Consider the following 19,023-nt stretch of genomic DNA (forward strand, 5'->3'; position numbering starts at 1 on the left):
TTTTCATTGAGGAAATTTTATGGTTAAATAAAAGACATGAAATCACTCCTCGATGGCCGCCTCGCCCTGACCACCCCGGAAGGCGTGCGCCTGCAACTGACCCCGGCCGGCCCGCCGGTGCGCGCCATGGCATGGGCCATCGACTTTTGCGCCTGGACCTTCGGCAGCGTCACCCTGGCCGCGCTGCTCGGCGCCATCATCCCCTCCGAAAAACTGTACAGCGGCGTCACCCTGCTGATCGCCTTCTTCGCCTACTGGGCCTACCCGGTCCTGTGCGAGGTGTATGCCGGCGGCCGCACCCTGGGCAAATTCGTGCTCGGCCTGCAGGTGCTGCGCGCCGACGGCCTGCCGGTGCGCTGGCGCGAATCGGTGCTGCGCAACCTGCTGCTGGTGGCCGACTTTCTGCCCATGTTCTACGCCTCCGGCCTGCTCAGCATGCTGTGCGACCGCCATTTCCGCCGCCTCGGCGATATCGTGGCCGGCACCCAGGTGGTGTACCGCGACAAGCCGCAGCCGCGCGGCAAGGTGTCCGACGCCGCCCCGCTGCCGCTGCCCTTCCCCCTCACCCCCGAGCAGCAGCGCGCCCTGGCCGACCTGTTCGCGCGCGAAAGCCGCCTGCCCTACGGCCGCATGCTGGAACTGGCCGATATCGCCGAACCGCTGACCGGGCGCGTGGGCGAAGCCTCGCTGGAACGCTTGCGCGGCATGGCCGCAGGATTGGTACGATGAAACAGGCGCAATTTGAAACCACTTACGGTCCGCTGTGGAGCGCGATCGAAACCACGCTGGCCAGCCGCAAGGAAGGGCGCGAAGCTCTGCCCGAGCAATACCGCCGCCTGTGCCAGTGCCTGGCCCTGGCCAGCCAGCGCGGCTACTCGCCGCAACTGGTGTCGCACCTGCACGACCTGGTGGCGCGTTGCCACCACGCGCTGTACAGCGTGGCGGCCGAGCGCCCCACGGTGCTGCTGCAGTGGCTGCGTATCGACCTGCCGCGCCGCGTGCGCGCTGAGTGGAAGCTGCTGCTGCTGGTGCTGGTCTGCCTGCTCGGCCCCGCCATCGCCATCGGCCTGCTGGTGTGGCACGACGCGCGCCACGCCTACCTGTTCGCCGCGCCGGAAGACCTGGCGCGCATGCACAGCATGTATTCGCCGTCCAGCATCAAGACCGGGCGCGGCGGCAGCGAGGGCGACGTGCAAATGTTCGGCCACTACATCTGGAACAATGTCTCGATCGACTTCCGCACCTTCGCCAGCGGCATTTTCGGCGGTGTGCCGGCCCTGCTGATCGTGCTGTTCAATGGCCTGCACATGGGTGTGGCAGCGGCCTGGCTCAGCCTCGACCCGGCCACCCGCACCAATTTCTGGTCCTTCGTGGTGACCCACTCCAGCTTTGAGCTGGCCGGCCTGGTGCTGTCCGGCATGGCCGGCATCCGTCTCGGCCTCTCGCTCATCAAACCGGGGCGCCTGCCGCGGCGCGACGCCCTGCAGCAGGCCAGCATCCAGATGTACCCGCTGGTGGCGGGCGCCGCCCTGCTCACCGTGCTGGCCGCCTTCTTCGAAGCCTTCTGGTCGGCCAGCGACTTCGCCCCGGCCGTCAAGTACAGCGTGGGCGGCGTGTGCTGGGCCCTGGTCTTCCTGTTCTTTGGTTTCGCCGGGCGCGGGAAAGGTGCCCATGCAACTCGATAAGCTGCGCCTCGACCTGCGCCCGCGCAGCAACGCCCAGGGCCTGGACCTGGGTTTCGCCCTGCTGCACGCCGGCGGCGCCGACGTCTGGCGCGCCTGGCTTGCCCTGTGGCTGCCCCTGTGCGCGCTGGCGGCCTGCATCAGCTGGTACTGGCCGGACAACGCGCTGGGCTGGCTGCTGCCCTGGTGGCTGCGGCCCCTGCTCGAGCGCGCGCCGCTGCATGTGCTGGCGCGCCAGGTGTTCGGCGACCAGGCCAACTGGCGCGACGCCTTGCGCGCCTGGCCGCGCGAGCTGGGCGGCGGCTGGTTCCGCATGCTGACCTGGTGGCGCCCCTTCATGGCCGGGCGCGGCCTGCACCAGCCGGTGTGGGTGCTGGAAGGCGCGCGCGGCGCGGTGGCCACGGCGCGCCGCGCCACCATCGCGCGCGGCGGCAGCGGCCTGTCGGCCTTCACCTTCGGCGTGGTGTGCCTCGGCTTTGAACTGGTGCTGATGATGGGCGTGCTGTCGCTGCTCAGCCTGTTCATGTCGAACGAGAGCCCGGACCCGTTTGCCTTGTTCAGCGCGCGCGATGCGGCGCCGTGGCAGGCCGCCCTGAGCACCCTGGCCTGGGGCCTGGCCGGCGCCATCGTCGGCCCGATCTACACCGCCTGCACCTTCACCTTGTACCTGAACCGGCGCGCCACGCTGGAAGCCTGGGACCTGGAAATCGTGCTGCGCCAACTGCGCGCGCCGGCCAGGCAGGCCGGCGCGCGCCGCCTCGCCGGCCTGCTGTGGGGCGCGCCCCTGCTGGCCCTGGCGCTGGCCCTGGCCGGCACGCCGCCGCCAGTGCAGGCCGCCACGCCTGCCGCCGCGCCGACGGCCGACAGCACGGTGCAATGCGCGCCGCCCAAATCGGTGGTGCAGAACAAGGCGACCGGCCGCGCCGCCGACGCTTCGCCGCAGCAGGCCGAGGCCCGGCGCCAGCTGGACCAGGTGTACGCCCACGAAGACTTGCGCGGCTACCGCTGCGAAGAGCAATGGGAGTGGCGCTACAAGAGCGCGAAACAAGAGCCGAAGCCCAAAACCGAAGTGTTGCTGCCCGACTGGCTCGGCGCCATGCTGGCCGGCGTGCTGAAAGTGGCCCTGATCGTGGGCGCCGTGGCCCTGGTGGCCTGGCTGCTGTGGCGCTACGCGGCGCCGCTGCGCTTCACCTTCGCCGCTGCGCCGGCGCCGAAACTGGCGACCGAGATCGGCGGCCTCGATATTCGCGAAGAGAGCCTGCCGGCCGATGTGGCCGGCAGCGTGCGCGCGCTGTGGCAGCAAGGACAGCAGCGCGCCGCGCTGGCCCTGCTCTACCGCGCCACCCTGTCGCGCCTGGTCAGCCGCCACGGCTTGCAGCTGCACCAGGGCGCCACCGAAGGCGAATGCCTGGCGCAGGCGCGCCAGGCCCAGGCGCGCGGCAGCCTCGATAGCGCCAGCCTGGAGCTGGCCGGCCAGGCCACCACCCTGTGGCTGAACGCCGCCTACGGCGCGCGCTGGCCGGCGGCCGAGACGGTCAACGCCTTATGCGCGCACTGGCGCGCGCATTTTGAACGCGAGGCAGCATGAAGCGCCACCACCAGATCCTGATTGCCGCGCTGCTCCTGCTGCTGGCCGGCGCCGGCTACGGCCTGTGGCCGACGCTGTTCCACAAAGTCTGGCGCGGCGTGGTGTACCACTCCGAGGCCCAGCGCAAGAATCCGATGCTGGCCGCCACCCGCCTGCTGGAAGCGCGCGGCCACAAGGTGCGCCTGGAGCCGATGCTGAACTACCAACTGCTCAACCAGCTGCCGGACGGCGTGCTGATCATGTCGCCCTGGGCCCAGCAGCCCGACGCGCGCCAGGCTGAACTGCTGCTCAAATGGGTGCGGCGCGGCAATACCCTGGTCATGACGCCGGGCTGGGTGCAGAACGGCGACGAGGACGAGGAGACCGGCGGCGCCCTGAGCCAGGACCTGGCCGACCCGCTGGGCAAGCATTTCGGCGTGGCCATGGCCAGCCGCACCCGCCTCGACGACACCTGCCGCCTCGACCCGCTGGAAGCGAAGCGGCGCGCCGCGCTGGCGGAAAAGGCGGCGGCGCGCGGCAACGCGCGCGACGATGGCGAGGATGGCGCGGAGGAGGAGCCGGACGCGCCGGCGCGCCTGGCCTGCCTGCAGGCGCCGGGCCTGGACCACAGGCTCGAGCTGGCGCGCCTGTCGGACGTGCTGCAGCGTCTGCCGGGCGAGGTGCCGCCGCCGCTGTGGGCCGACACCTACGGCCTGGCCGTGATGGTCTTTGCCGAAGGTCGCGGCAAGGTGGCCATGGTGGCCGCCGAGCCGGGCGACAGCTATTTCGACAACGACGGCCTGCGCCGCTTCGACCACGGCGAGCTGCTGCTGCTGCTGGCCGGGCAAGGCGGCGCCAAGGGCCCGGTGCTGCTGGTGCGCCACAACGAGACGGTCGGCTGGGCCGACTACCTGTGGCAGCACTGGCGCCCGGTCCTGTTCGGCCTGGCCGCCCTGCTGCTGCTGTGGGCCTGGAACGCCTCGCGCCGCTTCGGCCCGCTGCTGCCGGCCCTGGCCACCGAACGGCGCGCCCTGATCGAGCACATCGACGCCAGCGGGCGCTGGCTGTGGCGCCTGCCGCAAGGGCGCGCCCTGCTGCTGGCCGCCGTGCGCCAGCGCACCGAAGAACTGCTGCTGCGCCGCCTGCCCGAACTGCACGCGCTGGACGGCAACGAACGCGCGCGCCGCCTGGCGCGCCTGGCCCAGCTGCCGGAGGCGCAGGTAGCCGACGCCATGCTGGGCGTCCCGGCCGCGCGCGCCGCCGAATTCACCCGACAGATTTCAACACTCCAACAATTGCGAGCCCACTATGAGCGATAGCATGTCCGCCCCCCTTTCCACCGGCATCCAGGCCGACCGCCTGGCGCAGGCCATCGATATCGTGCAGCGCCTGCGCGAAGAAGTCGGACGCGCCATCGTCGGCCAGCAGGCCGTGGTGGAGCAGGTGCTGGCCTGCTGCCTGGCCGGCGGCCACGTGCTGCTGGAAGGCGTGCCCGGCCTGGGCAAAACCCTGCTGGTGAAAGCGCTGGCGAAAACCTTCGCCGGCGAGTTCTCGCGCATCCAGTTCACACCCGACCTGATGCCGGCCGACGTCATGGGCCACGCCGTGTTCGACCAGAAGGAGCAAACCTTCAGCGTGCGCAAAGGCCCGGTCTTCACCCACCTGCTGCTGGCCGACGAGATCAACCGCGCCCCGGCCAAGACCCAGTCGGCCCTGCTGGAGGCGATGCAGGAGCGCCAGGTCACCATCGAAGGCGAAGCGCACGCCCTGGGTTCGCCCTTCATGGTGCTGGCCACCCAGAACCCGCTGGAAAGCGAAGGCACCTACCCGCTGCCGGAAGCGCAGCTGGACCGCTTCCTGATCAAGGCGCACATCGCCTACCCGAGCGAGGCCGAGGAAACCGCGATGCTGCTGGCGGTGACCCAGGAGCGCGTGGGCGACGGCCTGGACGTGGCCCAGGTGCGCACCCTGATCAAGCCGGAAACCCTGGTCGCGCTGCAGCAGCTGGTGGCGCGCATCCGCGTCGACGAGGCGGTGGCCAACTACGCCGTGCGCCTGGCGCGCGCCACCCGCCAATGGCCGGGCGTGGCGGTCGGCGCCGGCCCGCGCGGCAGCATCGCCCTGATCCGCCTGGCGCGCGCCATGGCGCTGATGGCGGGGCGCGACTACGCCACCCCGGACGACATCAAGCAAGCCAGCCTGCCGGTGCTGCGCCACCGCATCGCGCTGTCGCCGGAAAGCGAACTCGATGGCCTGGGCGCGGACGACGTGCTGGCCGCGTTGATCGAATCGGTCGCCGCGCCGCGCAACTGATGAAGCCAACCCGCCGCATGTTCCTGGCCCTGGCGGGCCTGACCGCCCTCGGCGTGCCCGCCAGCCTGTGGCCGCAGCTGCAGGCGCCCTGGCAAATGCTGGGCGGCGCGCTGCTGCTGGCGGCCGGCGCCGACGCCCTGCTGGCGCGGCGCCGGCCCGCCCTGCGCGCCGAGCGCAGCGTGGGCGGCGTGCTGCCGGTCGGCGCCTGGCACGAAGTGCGCCTGACCGTGCACAACGAAGGCCCGCGCGCCCTGCAGCTCGACGTGTTCGACGACTACCCGCCGGCCTGGGAGCTGGAGGGCATGCCGCACGCCACCCGCCTGGCGCCCGGCGCCTTCGCCAGCATCGCCTACCGCGTGCGCCCGCACGAGCGCGGCGACGGCGCCTTCGGCATGCCGTGGCTGCGCGTGGCCGGCCCGCTCGGCCTGTGGCAGGCCACGCACCGCGCCGGCCCGGAACAGGTGGCCAAGGTCTTCCCCGACGTGGCGCGCTTGCTGGGCCAGGCCCTGCGCGCCACCGACCGCCAGGCGCCCACCAGCGGCTCGCTGGTCAAGCGCCAGCGCGGCGAAGGCACCGACTTCCGCCAGCTGCGCGAATACCGGCGCGGCGACAGCCTGCGCTCGATCGACTGGAAAGCCACGGCGCGCCACCGCAAGCCGATCAGCCGCGAATACCAGGTCGAGCGCGACCAGCAGGTGGTGTTCCTGCTCGACACCGGGCGCCGCATGCTGGCGCGCGACGGCGATATCAGCCACTTCGACCACGCGCTGTACGCCGTGCTGACCCTGTCCTTCGTGGCCGGCAAGCAGGGCGACGCGGTGGGGTTGATGAGTTTTGGCGTGGACAACCGCTGGCTGCCGCCCGCCAAGGGACGCGTCGGCCTGGACCGCATGCTGGCCGGCGTGTACGACGTGCAGCCGGGCGAATCCGCGCCCGACTACCTGCGCGCCGCCAACGACCTGCTGAACCGCCTGGGCCGGCGCGCCTTTGTGGTGCTGGTGACCAATGTGCGGGACGAGGATGACGACGCGCTGCGCCAGGCGGTGGACTTGCTGTCCTCGCGCCACCTGGTGCTGTGCGCCAGCCTGCGCGAGCGCGCGCTGGACGCGGCCAGCAGCGCGCCGGTGCAGGGCTTTGACGACGCCTTGCGGCTGGCGGCCAGCGAGCACTACCTGGCCCAGCGCCAGGAAGCGATCCGCCGCCTGGGCCTGCGCTCCGGCCACCTGGTGGACGTGGCGCCCGAGCAGCTGGCCGGTGCCCTGCTGAACCGCTACCTGGAGATCAAAGAAAGCGGAGCACTATAGGCCCGCCCAGCAGCAAGCCGCCGATGACTGCCGCGGCCGTCACCCCTTTGCCATTCGGCACCGGCGGCGGGCCAAAGCGGTTGGCGTCCTGCGTGCCCGGCGCCACCAACAGGTAAATCAGGAAAATAAACTGGAAAATCGGGACCAGCAGCAGCAAGGTCCACCAGCCGCTGACGTCGAAGTCGTGCAGGCGGCGGCGAATCGCGACGCCGAGCGCCAGCGCCAACAACACCAGGGTCGTGGCGAGCACCAGGCGCTCGGCCGGGGAGTCCGCGGCAATATCGAGGTCCGCCAGTTGGCCAGCGATCAAGGCCAGCAGCATGAACAGCACGGGCAGCAGCAGGCCCAGCAGGAAGTACACGAAAAACCGCACGCGCCCGATGCGGCCATTCCAGGCCACCAGGCGCGGCGTGCCGGCCGGCTGGGGCGCCAGCCCCAGCTCCGCCTGCGGTGCAGCGTAGGGGTTCAACCCCAATTACTGGCCGTTCTCCAGTTGCACCGCATTGGCCTTGGCGGCGTAGTCCGCGTAGGCCGGAATCGCGATGGCCGCCAGGATGCCGCCCGCCACCACCAGCACCGGCAGCGACCAGGCCAGGATGATCACGCCGGTGGTGTTCGGCGCCGGCGCCGGGCCGAAGTCGTTCGACTCGGCATCGCCGGAGCCAAACAGCAGCCACAGCACAGCGAACAGGTTGACCAGCGGGATCAGCACCAGCACGCTCAACCAACCGGTCTTGTTCATATCATGCAGGCGGCGGCGCGCCAGGATGATGGAGACCGCGAACGACAGCGGGTAGATGATCAGCGAGCCCACGATGCCGACGCTGGCGCCGGTTTCCGCGCTGCCCATCATGGCCGCGAAGCCGGAGCCCCCCAGCAGCAGAAGCATCAGCGGCAGCATCAGCAGGCCGGCGCCCATGCTGTAGGCGAGGTAGCGCACGCGGCCGATGCGGCCATTCACCGCAAAGAATTTCGGCATATAGGTTTCTTTGCTGACCGGCTCGGTCAGCTGGGCTTGCGGCATGGAATATGGATTGGTCATGGGGGGCTCCTGTGGAACAAGGTTGTGGAAAAGTTACTTAGCGGAAAATACTACATTATTTTTTTACTAATGCGCAAGCGCGATTTAATACAACAGCCGCCTTGCAGACTGCACTTTGGGCTGCGATACTTTCTTAGAAGACTGGACGGTTGCACAATCACACGAAAGATACGACCCGCGCATGGACGCCACCCTCAAGTGCCAGGGCAAGTTTTCCATCAACTGGACTTACCTGAACGCGATCGCCTCCGGGGTTTCGGCGATTGACCTGGGCGGGCTGGCCTTGCGCAACAAGCACGACGCGCGCGAGTTCGTGCGCGAGTACGGTTTCGATATCGACAACCCCCATGCCCGCGCCGTCATCGCCCGCGTCCAGCGCGAAGCGCTCGACTTCGTGTGCAACAGCTTCCTCACGCCCAGCCAGGCCGCCCTGATTCCGCCCGACGTGGCCAGCCCGGACGACCCGCTCGACCTGCTGGTGTTCGCCTCCCTGCATGGCAATGAGCAGGCGGAACTGCGCCGCATGTGGTCGTGCGCCGTGCTGAAAGTCATGCACGGCATCTTCTACATCGAAAACAACCTCAAGCTGCGCTATTTCAACATCATCCGCCAGCAAGTCTTCGCCAGCCTGGACGAGGTGATCCGCCAGGAGGGGGAGCAGCACTTCCTGAGCGATGGGGAAATTTGCCTGCCCCTGCTGCACTTTGACCGCAAGAACAACAAGAGCCGCAACAGCATCCTGCTCAAGCTGCTGCAAAAAGCCGCCTACCTGGCGGCCGACATCTTCGACCACCTGGGCGTGCGGCTGATTTTCAACACCCGCTTCGAATGCCTGCTGGCCCTGCGCACGCTGCAGCGCGCGCACGTCATCTCGGTCACCAATGTCGACGCCCAGCGCACCCGCAACACCCTGCTCGACATGGAGGCGGCCAAGGAAATCTTCACCAAATACCGCTGCGTGCTGGAGGCGGCCGACGGCTACCCGGCCGCCTTGCTGGAGAAAATGGACGCCGAGCTGATGGCCATTTCATCGGCCCCGACGCAGTCCGACAACCCGCACAGCGGCGCCGGATTCAACAGCATCCAGGTCACCGTGCGCAAGATGATCCACGTGCCGTCGGACGACCCGGCGGCCATGGGGCCGGATTACGACATCGGCTTCTTCTTCGAGTATGAAATCCAGCTGATGGACAAGGCCAGCCACAGCCGCACCCTGGAAGGCCCGGCCAGCCACGACGCCTACAAGAAGCGGCAAGTGGAAACGGCGCGCCTGCGCGTGCTCGGACGCGAGCTGATCCGCTACCTCGAAGCCCAGCCCGACATCCGCGCCGCCTGATGCGGCGTGCCGCTCAGTGCGGGCGCACCCCTTGCGGCACGCCGCTGATGGCGCCGGGCGGCACCACCGTTTCCGGCGGCATCCCGTCATGGATCAAGCCCTGGAGCGCGCTGCGCAACTCCGGGCTGTCGGTGTGCTTGTGGATTGACACCGCGTGCTGCACCGCGACTTCCAGCAACTCCTCCGCGCTATCGGCCGAGATCGCGACGCTGCAGTGCGTCGCGCTGGGGAATTCGCGGCAATCAATGTACTTACGGCTCATGGCAGCCTCCCTGGCTCACACTTTCAATATAGGTGTTTCAACCGCCGGCGCAATGTCGGAAATACTGACAACTTAGCAATGGATAGTGACGAAAGCGCGGCTAAGCTATTCCAAATGAAGTAGTTGCATTTTTGGCACGATTCGTGCTTTATTGTCGCCACCCCAACAATGAAGGCGAAAAAATGCATTCCCTGTCCACGCTGTTCGCAGCACTCATAGCCGCCGGCGCCTGCGCGACTGCCAGCGCCGCCCCCATCACCCTCACGTTCGAAGGCGTCGGCGACCGCGCCAGCGTCCTCGAGTTCTATAACGGCGGCAGCGACAGCGCCGGCCACGCCGGCAGCAATTACGGCATCAGCTTCTCGCGCGCCAGCTTGGGCATTATCGACGCCGACGCGGGCGGCACCGGCAATATCGGCAATGAACCCTCGCCCAGCACCGTGCTGTTCTTCCTGTCCGGCTCCGCCGCCACCATGAACGTCGCCGCCGGCTTCGACACCGGCTTCTCGTTCTACTACACGTCGGCGCGCGCCGGCTTCATCCGCGTGTACGAGGGCCTGAACGGCACCGGCAAGCTGTTGGCCAGCCTGGCCCTGAACGCCAACACCGGCAACTGCGCCGGCGACCCGAATGGCGGCTTCTGCCAGTTCGACCCGGTCGGCGTGGCGTTCGCAGGCATTGCCCGCTCGGTCGACTTCGGCGGTTCGGCTGACTACATCGCCTTCGACAATGTCACCCTGGGCGCCAGCACCCCGGCGCAGGACGTGCCGGAACCCGGCACCCTGGCCCTGGTCGGCCTGGGCCTGGGCGGCCTGGCCCGCCTGCGCCGCAGGCAGTCCTGATCGCGGCAGCCGGAATCAGTTTTTCTTCTTCGCCGGTTTTTTCTCCAGTGCTTTGGAGGCCGGCGTCGCCCCGCCCTGTACCCCCAGCGCGCCGCCGGTGCCCATGCCGCCAGCTACTTCCTGCGCCTTGTAATTGCGCACGGCTTTCACCAGCTGGTTGTACGAATCCATGAAGGAGGCGATCAGGATCTTGCCCTCCGGCGTATTGGAATAGCCGCCCGCCGCGCCGAAGCCGCCGCCGCCGAACAACGCGCCGCCCACATTGAAGTCGAAGTTCTTGGCGCTGCCCTCGGCCGCCGCTAATTGGATGCCGGAACGGTTGTCCACCATCAGCAAGGTGGTGGAGGCCTCGTTCGACTTGAGCCCGCCCGCCACCACGCCGGCCACGCTGCCCAGCAGGCCCAGGCCGCCCAGCGCGCCGCCCATGCCGCTGGTTCCCTTCTGGCTGAAGGTAATGCTCGGGCTCATGGTGTAATCGGCCGCCACCATCTGGCCCTTGCCGTAATTGCTGCCGGTGCGCATTTCACCCGAGGCCGCCAGTGAGCGCTCCTGCATCAGCTTGCCCATCGCCGCGCCGCGCTCCACCACGACAAAGCAATTCGACTGCTGGATCATCATGCGCAGCACCGGCACGGTCGAGCCGAGCTTGTACTGCGACAGGTGGTGGTACCAGGGCGCGGACGTATCCTCGACCACGCCCAGGGTGCCGAGCGGCTTGTCGCATTTTTCCAGCTGCGAGCTGGCGTTGGCGGCGGTGGCGCCGCCAGCCGAACCGGTGGCCACCGTCGGCGCGCCCCCGAGTTTTGGGTCGCTGCCGGCGCAGGCTGTCAGCGCCAGCAGGACCATCCCTGATTGGAAGACCTTCTTGTTGTCCATGTTCCCTCCCCCGAGCAATACCACTGGTTAAACTCAACGGCATCTTTAGAGAATAGGTCACATCGACAAAAAATCTATGTATAGTTACTAACGGCATAACAACTCAACCGTTAGAAGGAAGCCCCATGAAAAAACTGCTCATTGCCGCCCTGGCCCTGTCTTGTTCCGCCGCCTTCGCCGCCGACCCGGCACCGGCCAAGAACACCCAGCAATCGAAAATGACGACCTGCAATAAGGAAGCGGAAGGCAAGAAAGGCGATGAACGCAAGGCCTTCATGAAGGAGTGCCTGAGCAATAAGCCTGCCGCGCCGGCGACGCAGCAGGACAAAATGAAAACCTGCAACGCGGACGCGGCAGGCAAGAAAGGCGACGAGCGCAAGGCATTCATGAAAGAATGCCTGAGCTCGAAAAAAGCGGCGTAATCAGCGCTTCAACGCAAGGCGCTGGCTAAACGCGGCGACGACAACAGCGCCTTGAACGCCTCCCAGCGCTGTTTGCGGGCGGCCACCGGATCGGTGGTCGTCACCTGCTTCTCGACCCAGGCCTTGACCATGTCCTTGCCCAGGTTGTAGTTGATGACGTAGCCGCGGTTGGCCTCGTAGAAAGACAGGCGCTGTGCCGATTTCTCCGGCGGCGACAGGGCCACATTCACCAGCCACTCGATGGTTTGCTCGCGCGTCCACTTCCCTTCCAGGTAGGCTTGCGCCGCATCGTTGTCGGCATAGCTCAGTTTGCCCAGCAGCTTGATCAGCTCCATATACTTCGGCGCCAGCGCCGGATCCAGGCCCGCCATCGGGTATAGCACCTTCTGCTCGAAAGCCAGGCGCTCCGCCTCGGTGAAGGCCATCTCGATACCGTAGTTGGCGCTGCCCTCGGCGATCAGCGACATCGGCGAATACAGCGGATACACGCTGAACTCCACCCAGTTGCGCTGCTTGACCAGGGCCTGCTCCAGCATCGCGTTGTACACGTGGTGGCCGGGGTAGCCCTCGTGGCAGCCCAGGTCCAGCGCGCGGTCGATGTAGATCGGGAACTCGGTGTTAATCTGGATCAGGCTGTGCGCGTTGCCCTTGTACCAGTTGTAGCCGGACCAGGGCTTGTTGCTGACGAATTCGAGCACGAAGCTTTCCTTCTGCGGCAAGTCCATGAAAGCGGCGGTGCGCTCGCGGCAGGCGGCGATCGAGGCGTCGAACACCGGCTTCAGTTTATCCTTCGGGATCACGAACTGGGCGCGGAAGGCTTTCAGGCGTTCCGGCAGCGTGCCCTCGCCCGGCAGCAGTTGGTCCACCTTGGCCACCAGGGCCATGTAGTAGGCGCGGTCATGGTGCGGGCTCACGGCGTCGTACAGCAGCGCCGTCTCCTCGTCGAAGCTGAACTTGCGGCCCTCCATCATCTCAACGCGGGCGTGCATGGCCTTGAGCTGCTTGGACAGGAACTCGATGCGCAGCGCCTCGTCGGCGTTGCCGCCCTTGTGCTGCGCGATATCGCGCTGCGCCACCTGCACCCCGGCGCGGATGGCGGCCAGGCTTTGCTTGTGCATGGCCGCTTGCTGCTCTAGCTCCGGCGGCCCGTAGTAGGCGTCCACATAGCTGCTGTCATGCTGGCCGATGGCCAGCGCCAGCTTGCGGTAGCGTTCCGCCACGTCCTGCACCGAGGCCGCCATGGCGCTTCCCGCCACCAGCATGGCCAGTCCTCCCAGTACCAGTTTTTTCATCGTCTCCCCTGAGGTTCTTATCCAAGGCGACAAGTGTACCTCAGCCCGTACGCAGCTGGCGTGCCAGGTCCGACAGGCGGTAAGGCTTGCCGACAAAGGCGAACTCGCCCAGGCCCGCCTCCTGCATGGCCGGCTGCGGGAAGCCCGACGCCAGGATGATCTTGATGCCCGGATAGCGCTGGCGCACCTCGCGCGCCAGCGCCAGGCCCGTCATCCCGTTCGGCATCATCACATCGCTGAACAGCACATCGACTTCGCCGTCGCGCTGCAGGGCGCGCAGGGCCGAGGCGCCGTCCTCGGCCTGCAGGATGGCATAGCCCATGGCCTGGAACAGTTCGCGCGCCGACTCCATCACCAGCGGGTCGTCCTCCACGATCAGCACGCGCTCCTCGCGCGGCGGGCGCGGCGCCGGCTGCTCCGGCAGCGCCGTGGCCAGCGCCGGCAGGTACAAGTGGACGCTGGTGCCGCGCCCGGCTTCGGTGTCGATGGTCACGCCGCCGCCGGACTGCACGATAAAGCCGTACACCTGGCTCAGGCCAAGACCGGTGCCCTTGCCGGTCTCCTTGGTGGTGAAGAACGGTTCGAAAGCGCGTTCGCGCACCTCGGCGCTCATGCCGCTGCCGGTGTCGGTCACGCTCACCCGCACGTACTCGCCGGCCGCCAGCGTGGCCGCCTGGTTGTCGGCCAGGGTCGCGTTGCGGGTGGTGACTTCGATGCTGCCGCCGTCGGGCATGGCGTCGCGCGCATTGACCACCAGGTTCAGCAGCGCCGCCTCGAAGCGCGCCTCGTCGATCGAGGCCTGGCGCAGCTTGGGATCCAGGTCCAGCTCAAAGCGCACCAGCGGCCCCGCGGCGCGCCGCAGCACGCCCTCGAAACCCGCCACCAACTGGTTCAGCTGCTGCACCGTCGGCGCCAGCGGCTGCTGGCGCGCGAAGGACAGCAGCTGCTGGGTCAGCGCCGCGCCGCGCTCGACCGCGCGCCGCATGCTGTCCAGCACGCGCGCGCGCGCCTCCGGCGGTGGCGCGGTGCGCAGGATGTCGACGCCGTTCGACACCACCGCCAGCAGGTTGTTGAAGTCGTGCGCCACGCCGCCGGTGAGCTGGCCGATCGACTCCATCTTCTGCGCCTGGAACAGGTCCGCGCGCGCCTGCTCCAGCGTTTCCGCCGCCAGGCGCTTCTCGGTGTTGTCGCGCGTGACCTTGGCGAAGCCGATCAAGTCGCCGCCGTCGTCGTACAGGGCATCGACCACGGCATGGGCCCAAAAGCGCGTGCCGTCCTTACGCACGCGCCAGCCCTCCGATTCGTAGCGTCCCTCGCGCGCGGCGATGGCCAGGGCGCGCTCCGGCGCCCCCTCCTGCCGGTCCTCCGCGGTGAAGAAGCGGCGGTAATGGCTGCCCAGCACCTCGTCCGGCGCATAGCCCTTGATGCGCTCCGCGCCCAGGTTCCAGTTGGTGATCAGTCCTTCCGGCGAGAGCATGTAAATGGCGTAGTCGATCACGCCCTGCACCAGCAGGCGGAAGCGCTGCTCGCTTTCGCGCAGCGCGTCGAGCACGCGCCGCCCGTCCGTGATATCGCGCGCCACCTTGGCAAAGCCGATATGCTCGCCGTCCTGCGCATACACCGGGTCGATCACCACCGAGGCCCAGAAGCGGCTGCCGTCCTTGCGCACGCGCCAGCCCTCGCATTCATAACGCCCTTCCTGCAGGGCCGTGGCCAGGGCCTGCTGCGACAAACCGGACTGCCGGTCCTCGGGCGTGTGCAGGCGCGAGAAATGCATGCCGAGCGCCTCGTCCTCGCGATAGCCGCTGGTGCGCTGGGCGCCGACATTCCAGCTGGTGACATGGCCTTGGGGATCGAGCATGCAGATGGCGTAATCACTGATGCTGGCCACCAGCAGTTCATAACGGCTTGACAGACTTTCCAGCGCTGGCGGATCGGTAATCATCGGTTACAGAGCGCACTGCTGGCGCCTTGGTTGAGCAGGGATTCCAGCAGAATGCCACAATCTGCAATTATGTGGAAACTGCTGTTCCTGTTGCTGGCGACGCAGGCCGTGCCGCAAGTGGACGTGCCCAGCACCCGCTCGCCGGTGGACAAATCCTACCGCAAAATGCTGCAGGGCATGCAGCGCTTTGCGCATGAGCAGGCAGCCCTGGCGCCGCAAGCCGCGCTGCGCTTTCGCCTGCTGCCGCGCCAGCCGGGTAGGACGCTCGATGGCGTACGCCTGCGTGTGGCCGGCGACACGCGCAGCATGGACGTGGCGCTGGCCCCCGACCACAGCTTTACCCTGGTGCGCGACGAGACGCTGTGGCGCGAAGATGCCGCCGTGCTGGCCAACCGCAGGACGTTGTCCATGACATGGCGCGCCGAGGTGCGCAGCGCGGGCGTACCGCCCGGCATGCGGCGCCTGGGCGATCTGCGCCTGGAATGCCGGGTCGGCATGGAGGCCGGGCTGGTCTCCAATAATGCCCACCTGTTTGCCTGGCTGGACGAAGCCCTGCGCAGCCCGGAGCGGGTCTGCACCGACCCGCGCGGCAACTACTTGTTTTTTGCCGAGCGGCCGCTGTTCTCGGTCACCCTGCAACACGGCGCGCGCCGCGCCACCCTGCCCTTCCACGCCCTGTATGCGGGCAACCCGCCGGCCAGCGAATTGCCCTACTGCGACTGCCAGGTGCTGCTCGAGCACAGCTATTACGCACCGCTGTGGGACCGCAGTTGGCCGGACGACACCCTCCTCAGTTTTGAATACATGGACGACACGCCGCCGGCCAGCCGCGCCGCCCCGCCCGACCGCGCCGCCGCGCTGGCCGCCTTCGGACCGCCGCACACACGCCTGCGTTTCGACAGCGGGCGCGAAGTGTGGCTGTACCAATCGGCGCCGCCGGCCGCCCTGCCCCGCACGCCGGACCAGCGCCCCCGGCTGGGCGAACACATCCTGCTGTTCAGCCCCGACGGCGCCACCCGCAAAGCCCGCCAGCGCGCGCCCTGAAAAAATAGGGACGTACCCCATTTTTTAAGCAAGGGGCCTTGGCAAACGGAAAAATCCCCTGCTATAATTGCGCGCCTTGGCCTGGTAGCTCAGTTGGTAGAGCAGAGGATTGAAAATCCTTGTGTCGGTGGTTCGATTCCGCCCCGGGCCACCAAGTTTCAGGAAAAAGCCAACCTCACGGTTGGCTTTTTTCTTGCCCTAATAGTTAGCAAATCAATAATACTGCAATGAAGAAATCTCTGTCTACCCTGGCCATCCTGGCCGCAGCTTCCTCCGCCCACGCCCAAATCGCGCAAGTCGCTCCCGCCCCGCTTAAACCCGTCCACGGCTTTGTCGGCCTGGGCATCACCGGCGGCGGCAAAAAACTGGCCACAGCCGAATACACCAACGGCCGCAGCGCCAATATCAAATCCGGCGGCGGCGTGTACTTCACCGGCGGCGTGGACTTCCGCATCAACGAGCAGTTTTCGGCGCAAACCAGCCTGAATTTCCACGTTGATGACCAGACCGCCCAGAACGGCAGCCTGAAGTTCCAGCGCTTCCCGCTTGAAGCCCTGGCCTTCTACCACATCGACCAGAACTGGAAAATCGGCACCGGCCTGCGCTACGTGACGGGCGCCAAGTTGAGCGGTAGTGGCGTGGCGGACATCGCCGACGTCAAGTTCAAGAACACGTTGAGCAGCGTGGTGGAAGCCGAGTACCTGTTCTCGCCGCAACTAAGCGTAAAAATGCGCTACGTGAACGAGAAGTTTGAAGAAAAGAACAGCCGTTACCCGGCCGAGGTGAAGGCCAACCACGTTGGCGTTTCCGGCAACTTCTACTTCTAAGCATGAAAGCCCGGCCAGGCGTAATCCCGCTCTGGCAATGTCGCCCTAGCGCACCAGGGCTACTGGCTCTTCCAATCCCTGATCAACCGCAACAGCTCGCCGTGCTCGCGTGAGCCGGGCTGGACCTGGTTCAGCGGCAGCGGTCGCGCCAGCCAAGGCGCGCTTACCTCATTGTTGTTCTGGTTGACCGTCAGGCGCGTGCCATCGCTGTAGCGATAGCCGAGGAACTGCGGCGCGGACATCACGCCCACCACCTGCAGCACGCCATCGCCCCGGGCAGGCGGCGGCGCTGCCGGTGTCATCCGCGCGCCGAGACTGCGCAGCAGGGCCGCCGCCATATCGGTCTGGCCGAGCAGGCGGCCGAACTCCGGCAGCGGGCGGTTGGCCACCAGCAGCGCATTCATCTGCGTGTCGTTCACCTGCATGCCGTGCCCCAGCACGCCGTCGTCAAACAGCGATTCGCCATGGTCGCCGGCCGCCACCACCAGGGTGCGCTGGTAGACCTCGCGCTGGCGCAGGCGTTTGACCAGCTCGCCGGTCGCCCAGTCCGAATAGGCCACGGCGTTCAGGTAGGTCTGCTGCAACTGCGCCCGCGTGTCGCTCGAAATCGCATGGCGCGCCAGCGGTTCCTGCACCAGCGTCTTGGGCATGGCCTTGTGGTAGTAGGGGAAATGCGCGGCCTGCAAATTCACATACAGGAACACCGGGCGCTTCCAGTCGATGCGCTCGGCAATGCGGTCGAACTCGGCCAGCAGGCGCTCGTTCGACAAGGCCGCGCTGCCGGGCGAAGCGGAGACAAACACGCGCTCATCCACCGCCGAACGGGCGTCGAAGAAGATGTCGGCCAGCTCACGCGAGCGGCTGGCCTGGTCGATGTCGCCGAACGATTCGTCCTGGCCGGACAGTACGACAATCTGGTAGCCCTGGGCTTTCAGCACGCCGAACAGGGTATCGCCCAGCGGCAGCTTGGCCCCCAGGCTGCCGCGGAAGATGGCTTTGAGCGAGCTGGTGGTAAAACCGGTATGGCTGAAGTACTGGCGGCCCACCACGCCCTCCGCGCCCAGTGCGCGCCAGTGCGGCGTGACCGGCTGGTCGCCAACGCTGGCGTCGATCACGTCGGCGCGCGTGCTTTCGGCCACCACCAGCAGCAAGTTGTCCTTGCGGGCGCCAAAGCTGATGGCGGGCGGCGCGGTGTCCGCCGCCGCCTCACGGTAGTGCTGCTGCATGAATTGCACCAGGCCCGGCGCCGCGCTCGGCGCCACCATCTTCACCAGGCCGTCGGCCAGCGCGTAGGCTGTGACGCGCGACAGGTTTTTCTTGGCGGCCGGCATCGACTGCGCCGCCGGCACAATAGCCAGCAAGCCCGCCAGGCACCACACCGCACGGCGGCTGCTGCGCAGGCGGAAACGGCGGTCGGTCGGCAGCGCCTTGCGGCCCCAGCGTTTGCCCAGGATGCGCCAGGCCAGCACGGCGGCCAGCACCGCCAGGACCGTGCCGATGGCGACGATGATCGCTTCGTCGATGGCATACAGCAGCGCGTCGGCCAGGCTGCCGCCGCCCAGGTTGCGCACCACGGCCATGCTCATGAAATCGCCGAAGTAGCTGAGGATCTGGTAGCGCAGCACCACCAGGATGAAGCTGACGCCGCCATACAGCACCACGAACAGGTAATTCACCATCTGCAGCGGCAGGCGCAGCCAGCTCCCCAGCAGCAGCACCAGCTGGCTGAAAAAGCCGGCCAGCAGCAGTTCGGCCACCAGCAACATGCCCAGGAAAATGCTGCGCTCGTCTGCGCCGGACAATTGCGCATCCTGCAGGAAGCCGCCGCTGAAAATGTTGTACTTCTTCTCCAGCAGGACCAGGTCGGTCAGGGTGAGGAACAGCGCGATGGCGCAGACATACAGGCCCATCGAACGCGATGAGCGGCGAAGATAAGAAAACATGGCAAAAGGGGAGGCTGCAGGCGGGGCGTAGGATTATACCTACATAAATTACTTCTGGTGAAAATTTATTGCATATGAGATATCAATATTTCCAATTATGCAAAACACACCGGTGCGCCGATAAAGCGCTATACTCGCCCCCATGACGACCCTGGCCGCCATCGCTGCTCGCTGCACCGCCGCCTCCCTGCCAGGGAGCGCTGCCCGCACGCCCGTCATCACCTGGCTTTTCTAAGGCTCGGTGGGGCCAAGCCGGGGTTAAACCCGGCCTGCTTCGCCTCCCGAGCCGCTCCAGCATCCCATCCCCCACGCTGAAACGAAACCAG

At 67.3% G+C, this 19,023-nt stretch carries 18 protein-coding genes and 1 tRNA gene; 12 read left to right on the forward strand and 7 right to left on the reverse strand.

All coding sequences use genetic code 11. The features are described from left to right. Positions 1-36 precede the first annotated feature (36 nt). Genes GTP41_RS11040 through GTP41_RS11065 form a run of 6 tightly spaced genes read left to right on the forward strand, consistent with a single transcriptional unit; the run spans position 37 to position 6,866 of the window. Positions 37-729 (forward strand): RDD family protein, encoded by a 693-nt coding sequence (locus GTP41_RS11040; protein WP_161025643.1) that lies wholly within the window; start codon positions 37-39, stop codon positions 727-729. Then, positions 726-1,685 carry a stage II sporulation protein M gene (locus tag GTP41_RS11045; RefSeq protein WP_161025644.1) on the forward strand — a complete coding sequence of 320 codons (960 nt, stop codon included), beginning with the start codon at positions 726-728 and terminating at the stop codon, positions 1,683-1,685. Before GTP41_RS11040 ends, GTP41_RS11045 begins: the two co-directional genes overlap by 4 nt. Next, positions 1,672-3,270, forward strand: coding sequence for a DUF4129 domain-containing protein (locus GTP41_RS11050; RefSeq protein ID WP_161025645.1), 1,599 nt, complete (start codon positions 1,672-1,674; stop codon positions 3,268-3,270). Before GTP41_RS11045 ends, GTP41_RS11050 begins: the two co-directional genes overlap by 14 nt. After that, positions 3,267-4,568, forward strand: coding sequence for a DUF4350 domain-containing protein (locus tag GTP41_RS11055; RefSeq protein WP_161025646.1), 1,302 nt, complete (start codon positions 3,267-3,269; stop codon positions 4,566-4,568). Before GTP41_RS11050 ends, GTP41_RS11055 begins: the two co-directional genes overlap by 4 nt. Position 4,569: 1 nt before the next feature. Next, a complete protein-coding gene (locus GTP41_RS11060; RefSeq protein WP_161025647.1) occupies positions 4,570-5,562 on the forward strand; it encodes an AAA family ATPase in 993 nt (330 codons plus the stop codon). After that, positions 5,562-6,866 carry a DUF58 domain-containing protein gene (locus GTP41_RS11065; protein ID WP_161025648.1) on the forward strand — a complete coding sequence of 435 codons (1,305 nt, stop codon included), beginning with the start codon at positions 5,562-5,564 and terminating at the stop codon, positions 6,864-6,866. The genes GTP41_RS11060 and GTP41_RS11065 overlap by 1 nt, the downstream gene beginning before the upstream one ends. Here the strand turns inward: GTP41_RS11065 and GTP41_RS11070 are convergent. Continuing rightward, positions 6,844-7,335 carry a DUF805 domain-containing protein gene (locus tag GTP41_RS11070; RefSeq protein ID WP_161025649.1) on the reverse strand — a complete coding sequence of 164 codons (492 nt, stop codon included), beginning with the start codon at positions 7,333-7,335 and terminating at the stop codon, positions 6,844-6,846. The genes GTP41_RS11065 and GTP41_RS11070 overlap by 23 nt on opposite strands. A 6-nt stretch (positions 7,336-7,341) precedes the next feature. Next, positions 7,342-7,908 (reverse strand): DUF805 domain-containing protein, encoded by a 567-nt coding sequence (locus GTP41_RS11075; protein WP_161025650.1) that lies wholly within the window; start codon positions 7,906-7,908, stop codon positions 7,342-7,344. A gap of 181 nt (positions 7,909-8,089) precedes the next feature. On the opposite strand from GTP41_RS11075, the gene GTP41_RS11080 reads away from it, so the two are divergent. Further along, positions 8,090-9,244 carry a TIGR04552 family protein gene (locus GTP41_RS11080; RefSeq protein WP_161025651.1) on the forward strand — a complete coding sequence of 385 codons (1,155 nt, stop codon included), beginning with the start codon at positions 8,090-8,092 and terminating at the stop codon, positions 9,242-9,244. 13 nt (positions 9,245-9,257) lie between these two features. Here GTP41_RS11080 and GTP41_RS11085 read toward each other — a convergent pair whose 3' ends face one another. Further along, entirely contained in the window at positions 9,258-9,506 is a 249-nt protein-coding gene (locus GTP41_RS11085; protein ID WP_161025652.1) for a DUF1059 domain-containing protein, read from the reverse strand. 182 nt (positions 9,507-9,688) lie between these two features. On the opposite strand from GTP41_RS11085, the gene GTP41_RS11090 reads away from it, so the two are divergent. Continuing rightward, the gene (locus GTP41_RS11090; protein WP_161025653.1) at positions 9,689-10,348 is read left to right on the forward strand and encodes a PEP-CTERM sorting domain-containing protein; all 660 of its coding nucleotides are present in this window, start codon (positions 9,689-9,691) and stop codon (positions 10,346-10,348) included. Positions 10,349-10,363: 15 nt separating this feature from the next. On the opposite strand, the gene GTP41_RS11095 is transcribed toward GTP41_RS11090, so the two are convergent. Then, on the reverse strand, positions 10,364-11,224 hold the full coding sequence (locus GTP41_RS11095; protein ID WP_161025654.1) for a CsgG/HfaB family protein: 861 nt from the start codon (positions 11,222-11,224) through the stop codon (positions 10,364-10,366). A gap of 125 nt (positions 11,225-11,349) precedes the next feature. On the opposite strand from GTP41_RS11095, the gene GTP41_RS11100 reads away from it, so the two are divergent. Continuing rightward, positions 11,350-11,646, forward strand: coding sequence for a PsiF family protein (locus GTP41_RS11100; RefSeq protein ID WP_161025655.1), 297 nt, complete (start codon positions 11,350-11,352; stop codon positions 11,644-11,646). 8 nt (positions 11,647-11,654) lie between these two features. On the opposite strand, the gene GTP41_RS11105 is transcribed toward GTP41_RS11100, so the two are convergent. Both GTP41_RS11105 and GTP41_RS11110 read right to left on the reverse strand, forming a co-directional pair. After that, positions 11,655-12,938, reverse strand: coding sequence for a hypothetical protein (locus tag GTP41_RS11105; protein WP_161025656.1), 1,284 nt, complete (start codon positions 12,936-12,938; stop codon positions 11,655-11,657). Between the two features lie 40 nt (positions 12,939-12,978). After that, positions 12,979-14,883 carry a hybrid sensor histidine kinase/response regulator gene (locus tag GTP41_RS11110; RefSeq protein ID WP_161025657.1) on the reverse strand — a complete coding sequence of 635 codons (1,905 nt, stop codon included), beginning with the start codon at positions 14,881-14,883 and terminating at the stop codon, positions 12,979-12,981. Between the two features lie 51 nt (positions 14,884-14,934). On the opposite strand from GTP41_RS11110, the gene GTP41_RS11115 reads away from it, so the two are divergent. The 3 genes from GTP41_RS11115 to GTP41_RS11125 all read left to right on the forward strand — a co-directional run bounded on the left by GTP41_RS11115 (position 14,935) and on the right by GTP41_RS11125 (position 16,754). Continuing rightward, positions 14,935-15,927, forward strand: coding sequence for a hypothetical protein (locus GTP41_RS11115; RefSeq protein ID WP_202419700.1), 993 nt, complete (start codon positions 14,935-14,937; stop codon positions 15,925-15,927). 78 nt (positions 15,928-16,005) lie between these two features. Beyond that, positions 16,006-16,081 (forward strand) — tRNA-Phe (locus GTP41_RS11120). A gap of 73 nt (positions 16,082-16,154) precedes the next feature. Then, complete coding sequence (locus GTP41_RS11125) at positions 16,155-16,754, forward strand: outer membrane beta-barrel protein (protein WP_161025658.1); 600 nt, start codon at positions 16,155-16,157, stop codon at positions 16,752-16,754. A 59-nt stretch (positions 16,755-16,813) separates the two neighbouring features. Here GTP41_RS11125 and GTP41_RS11130 read toward each other — a convergent pair whose 3' ends face one another. Next, a complete protein-coding gene (locus GTP41_RS11130; protein WP_161025659.1) occupies positions 16,814-18,697 on the reverse strand; it encodes an LTA synthase family protein in 1,884 nt (627 codons plus the stop codon). Between the last annotated feature and the right edge of the window lie 326 nt (positions 18,698-19,023).

The organism is Pseudoduganella guangdongensis, assembly GCF_009857475.1.
GTDB classification, from domain to species: Bacteria; Pseudomonadota; Gammaproteobacteria; order Burkholderiales; family Burkholderiaceae_D; genus Rugamonas; species Rugamonas guangdongensis.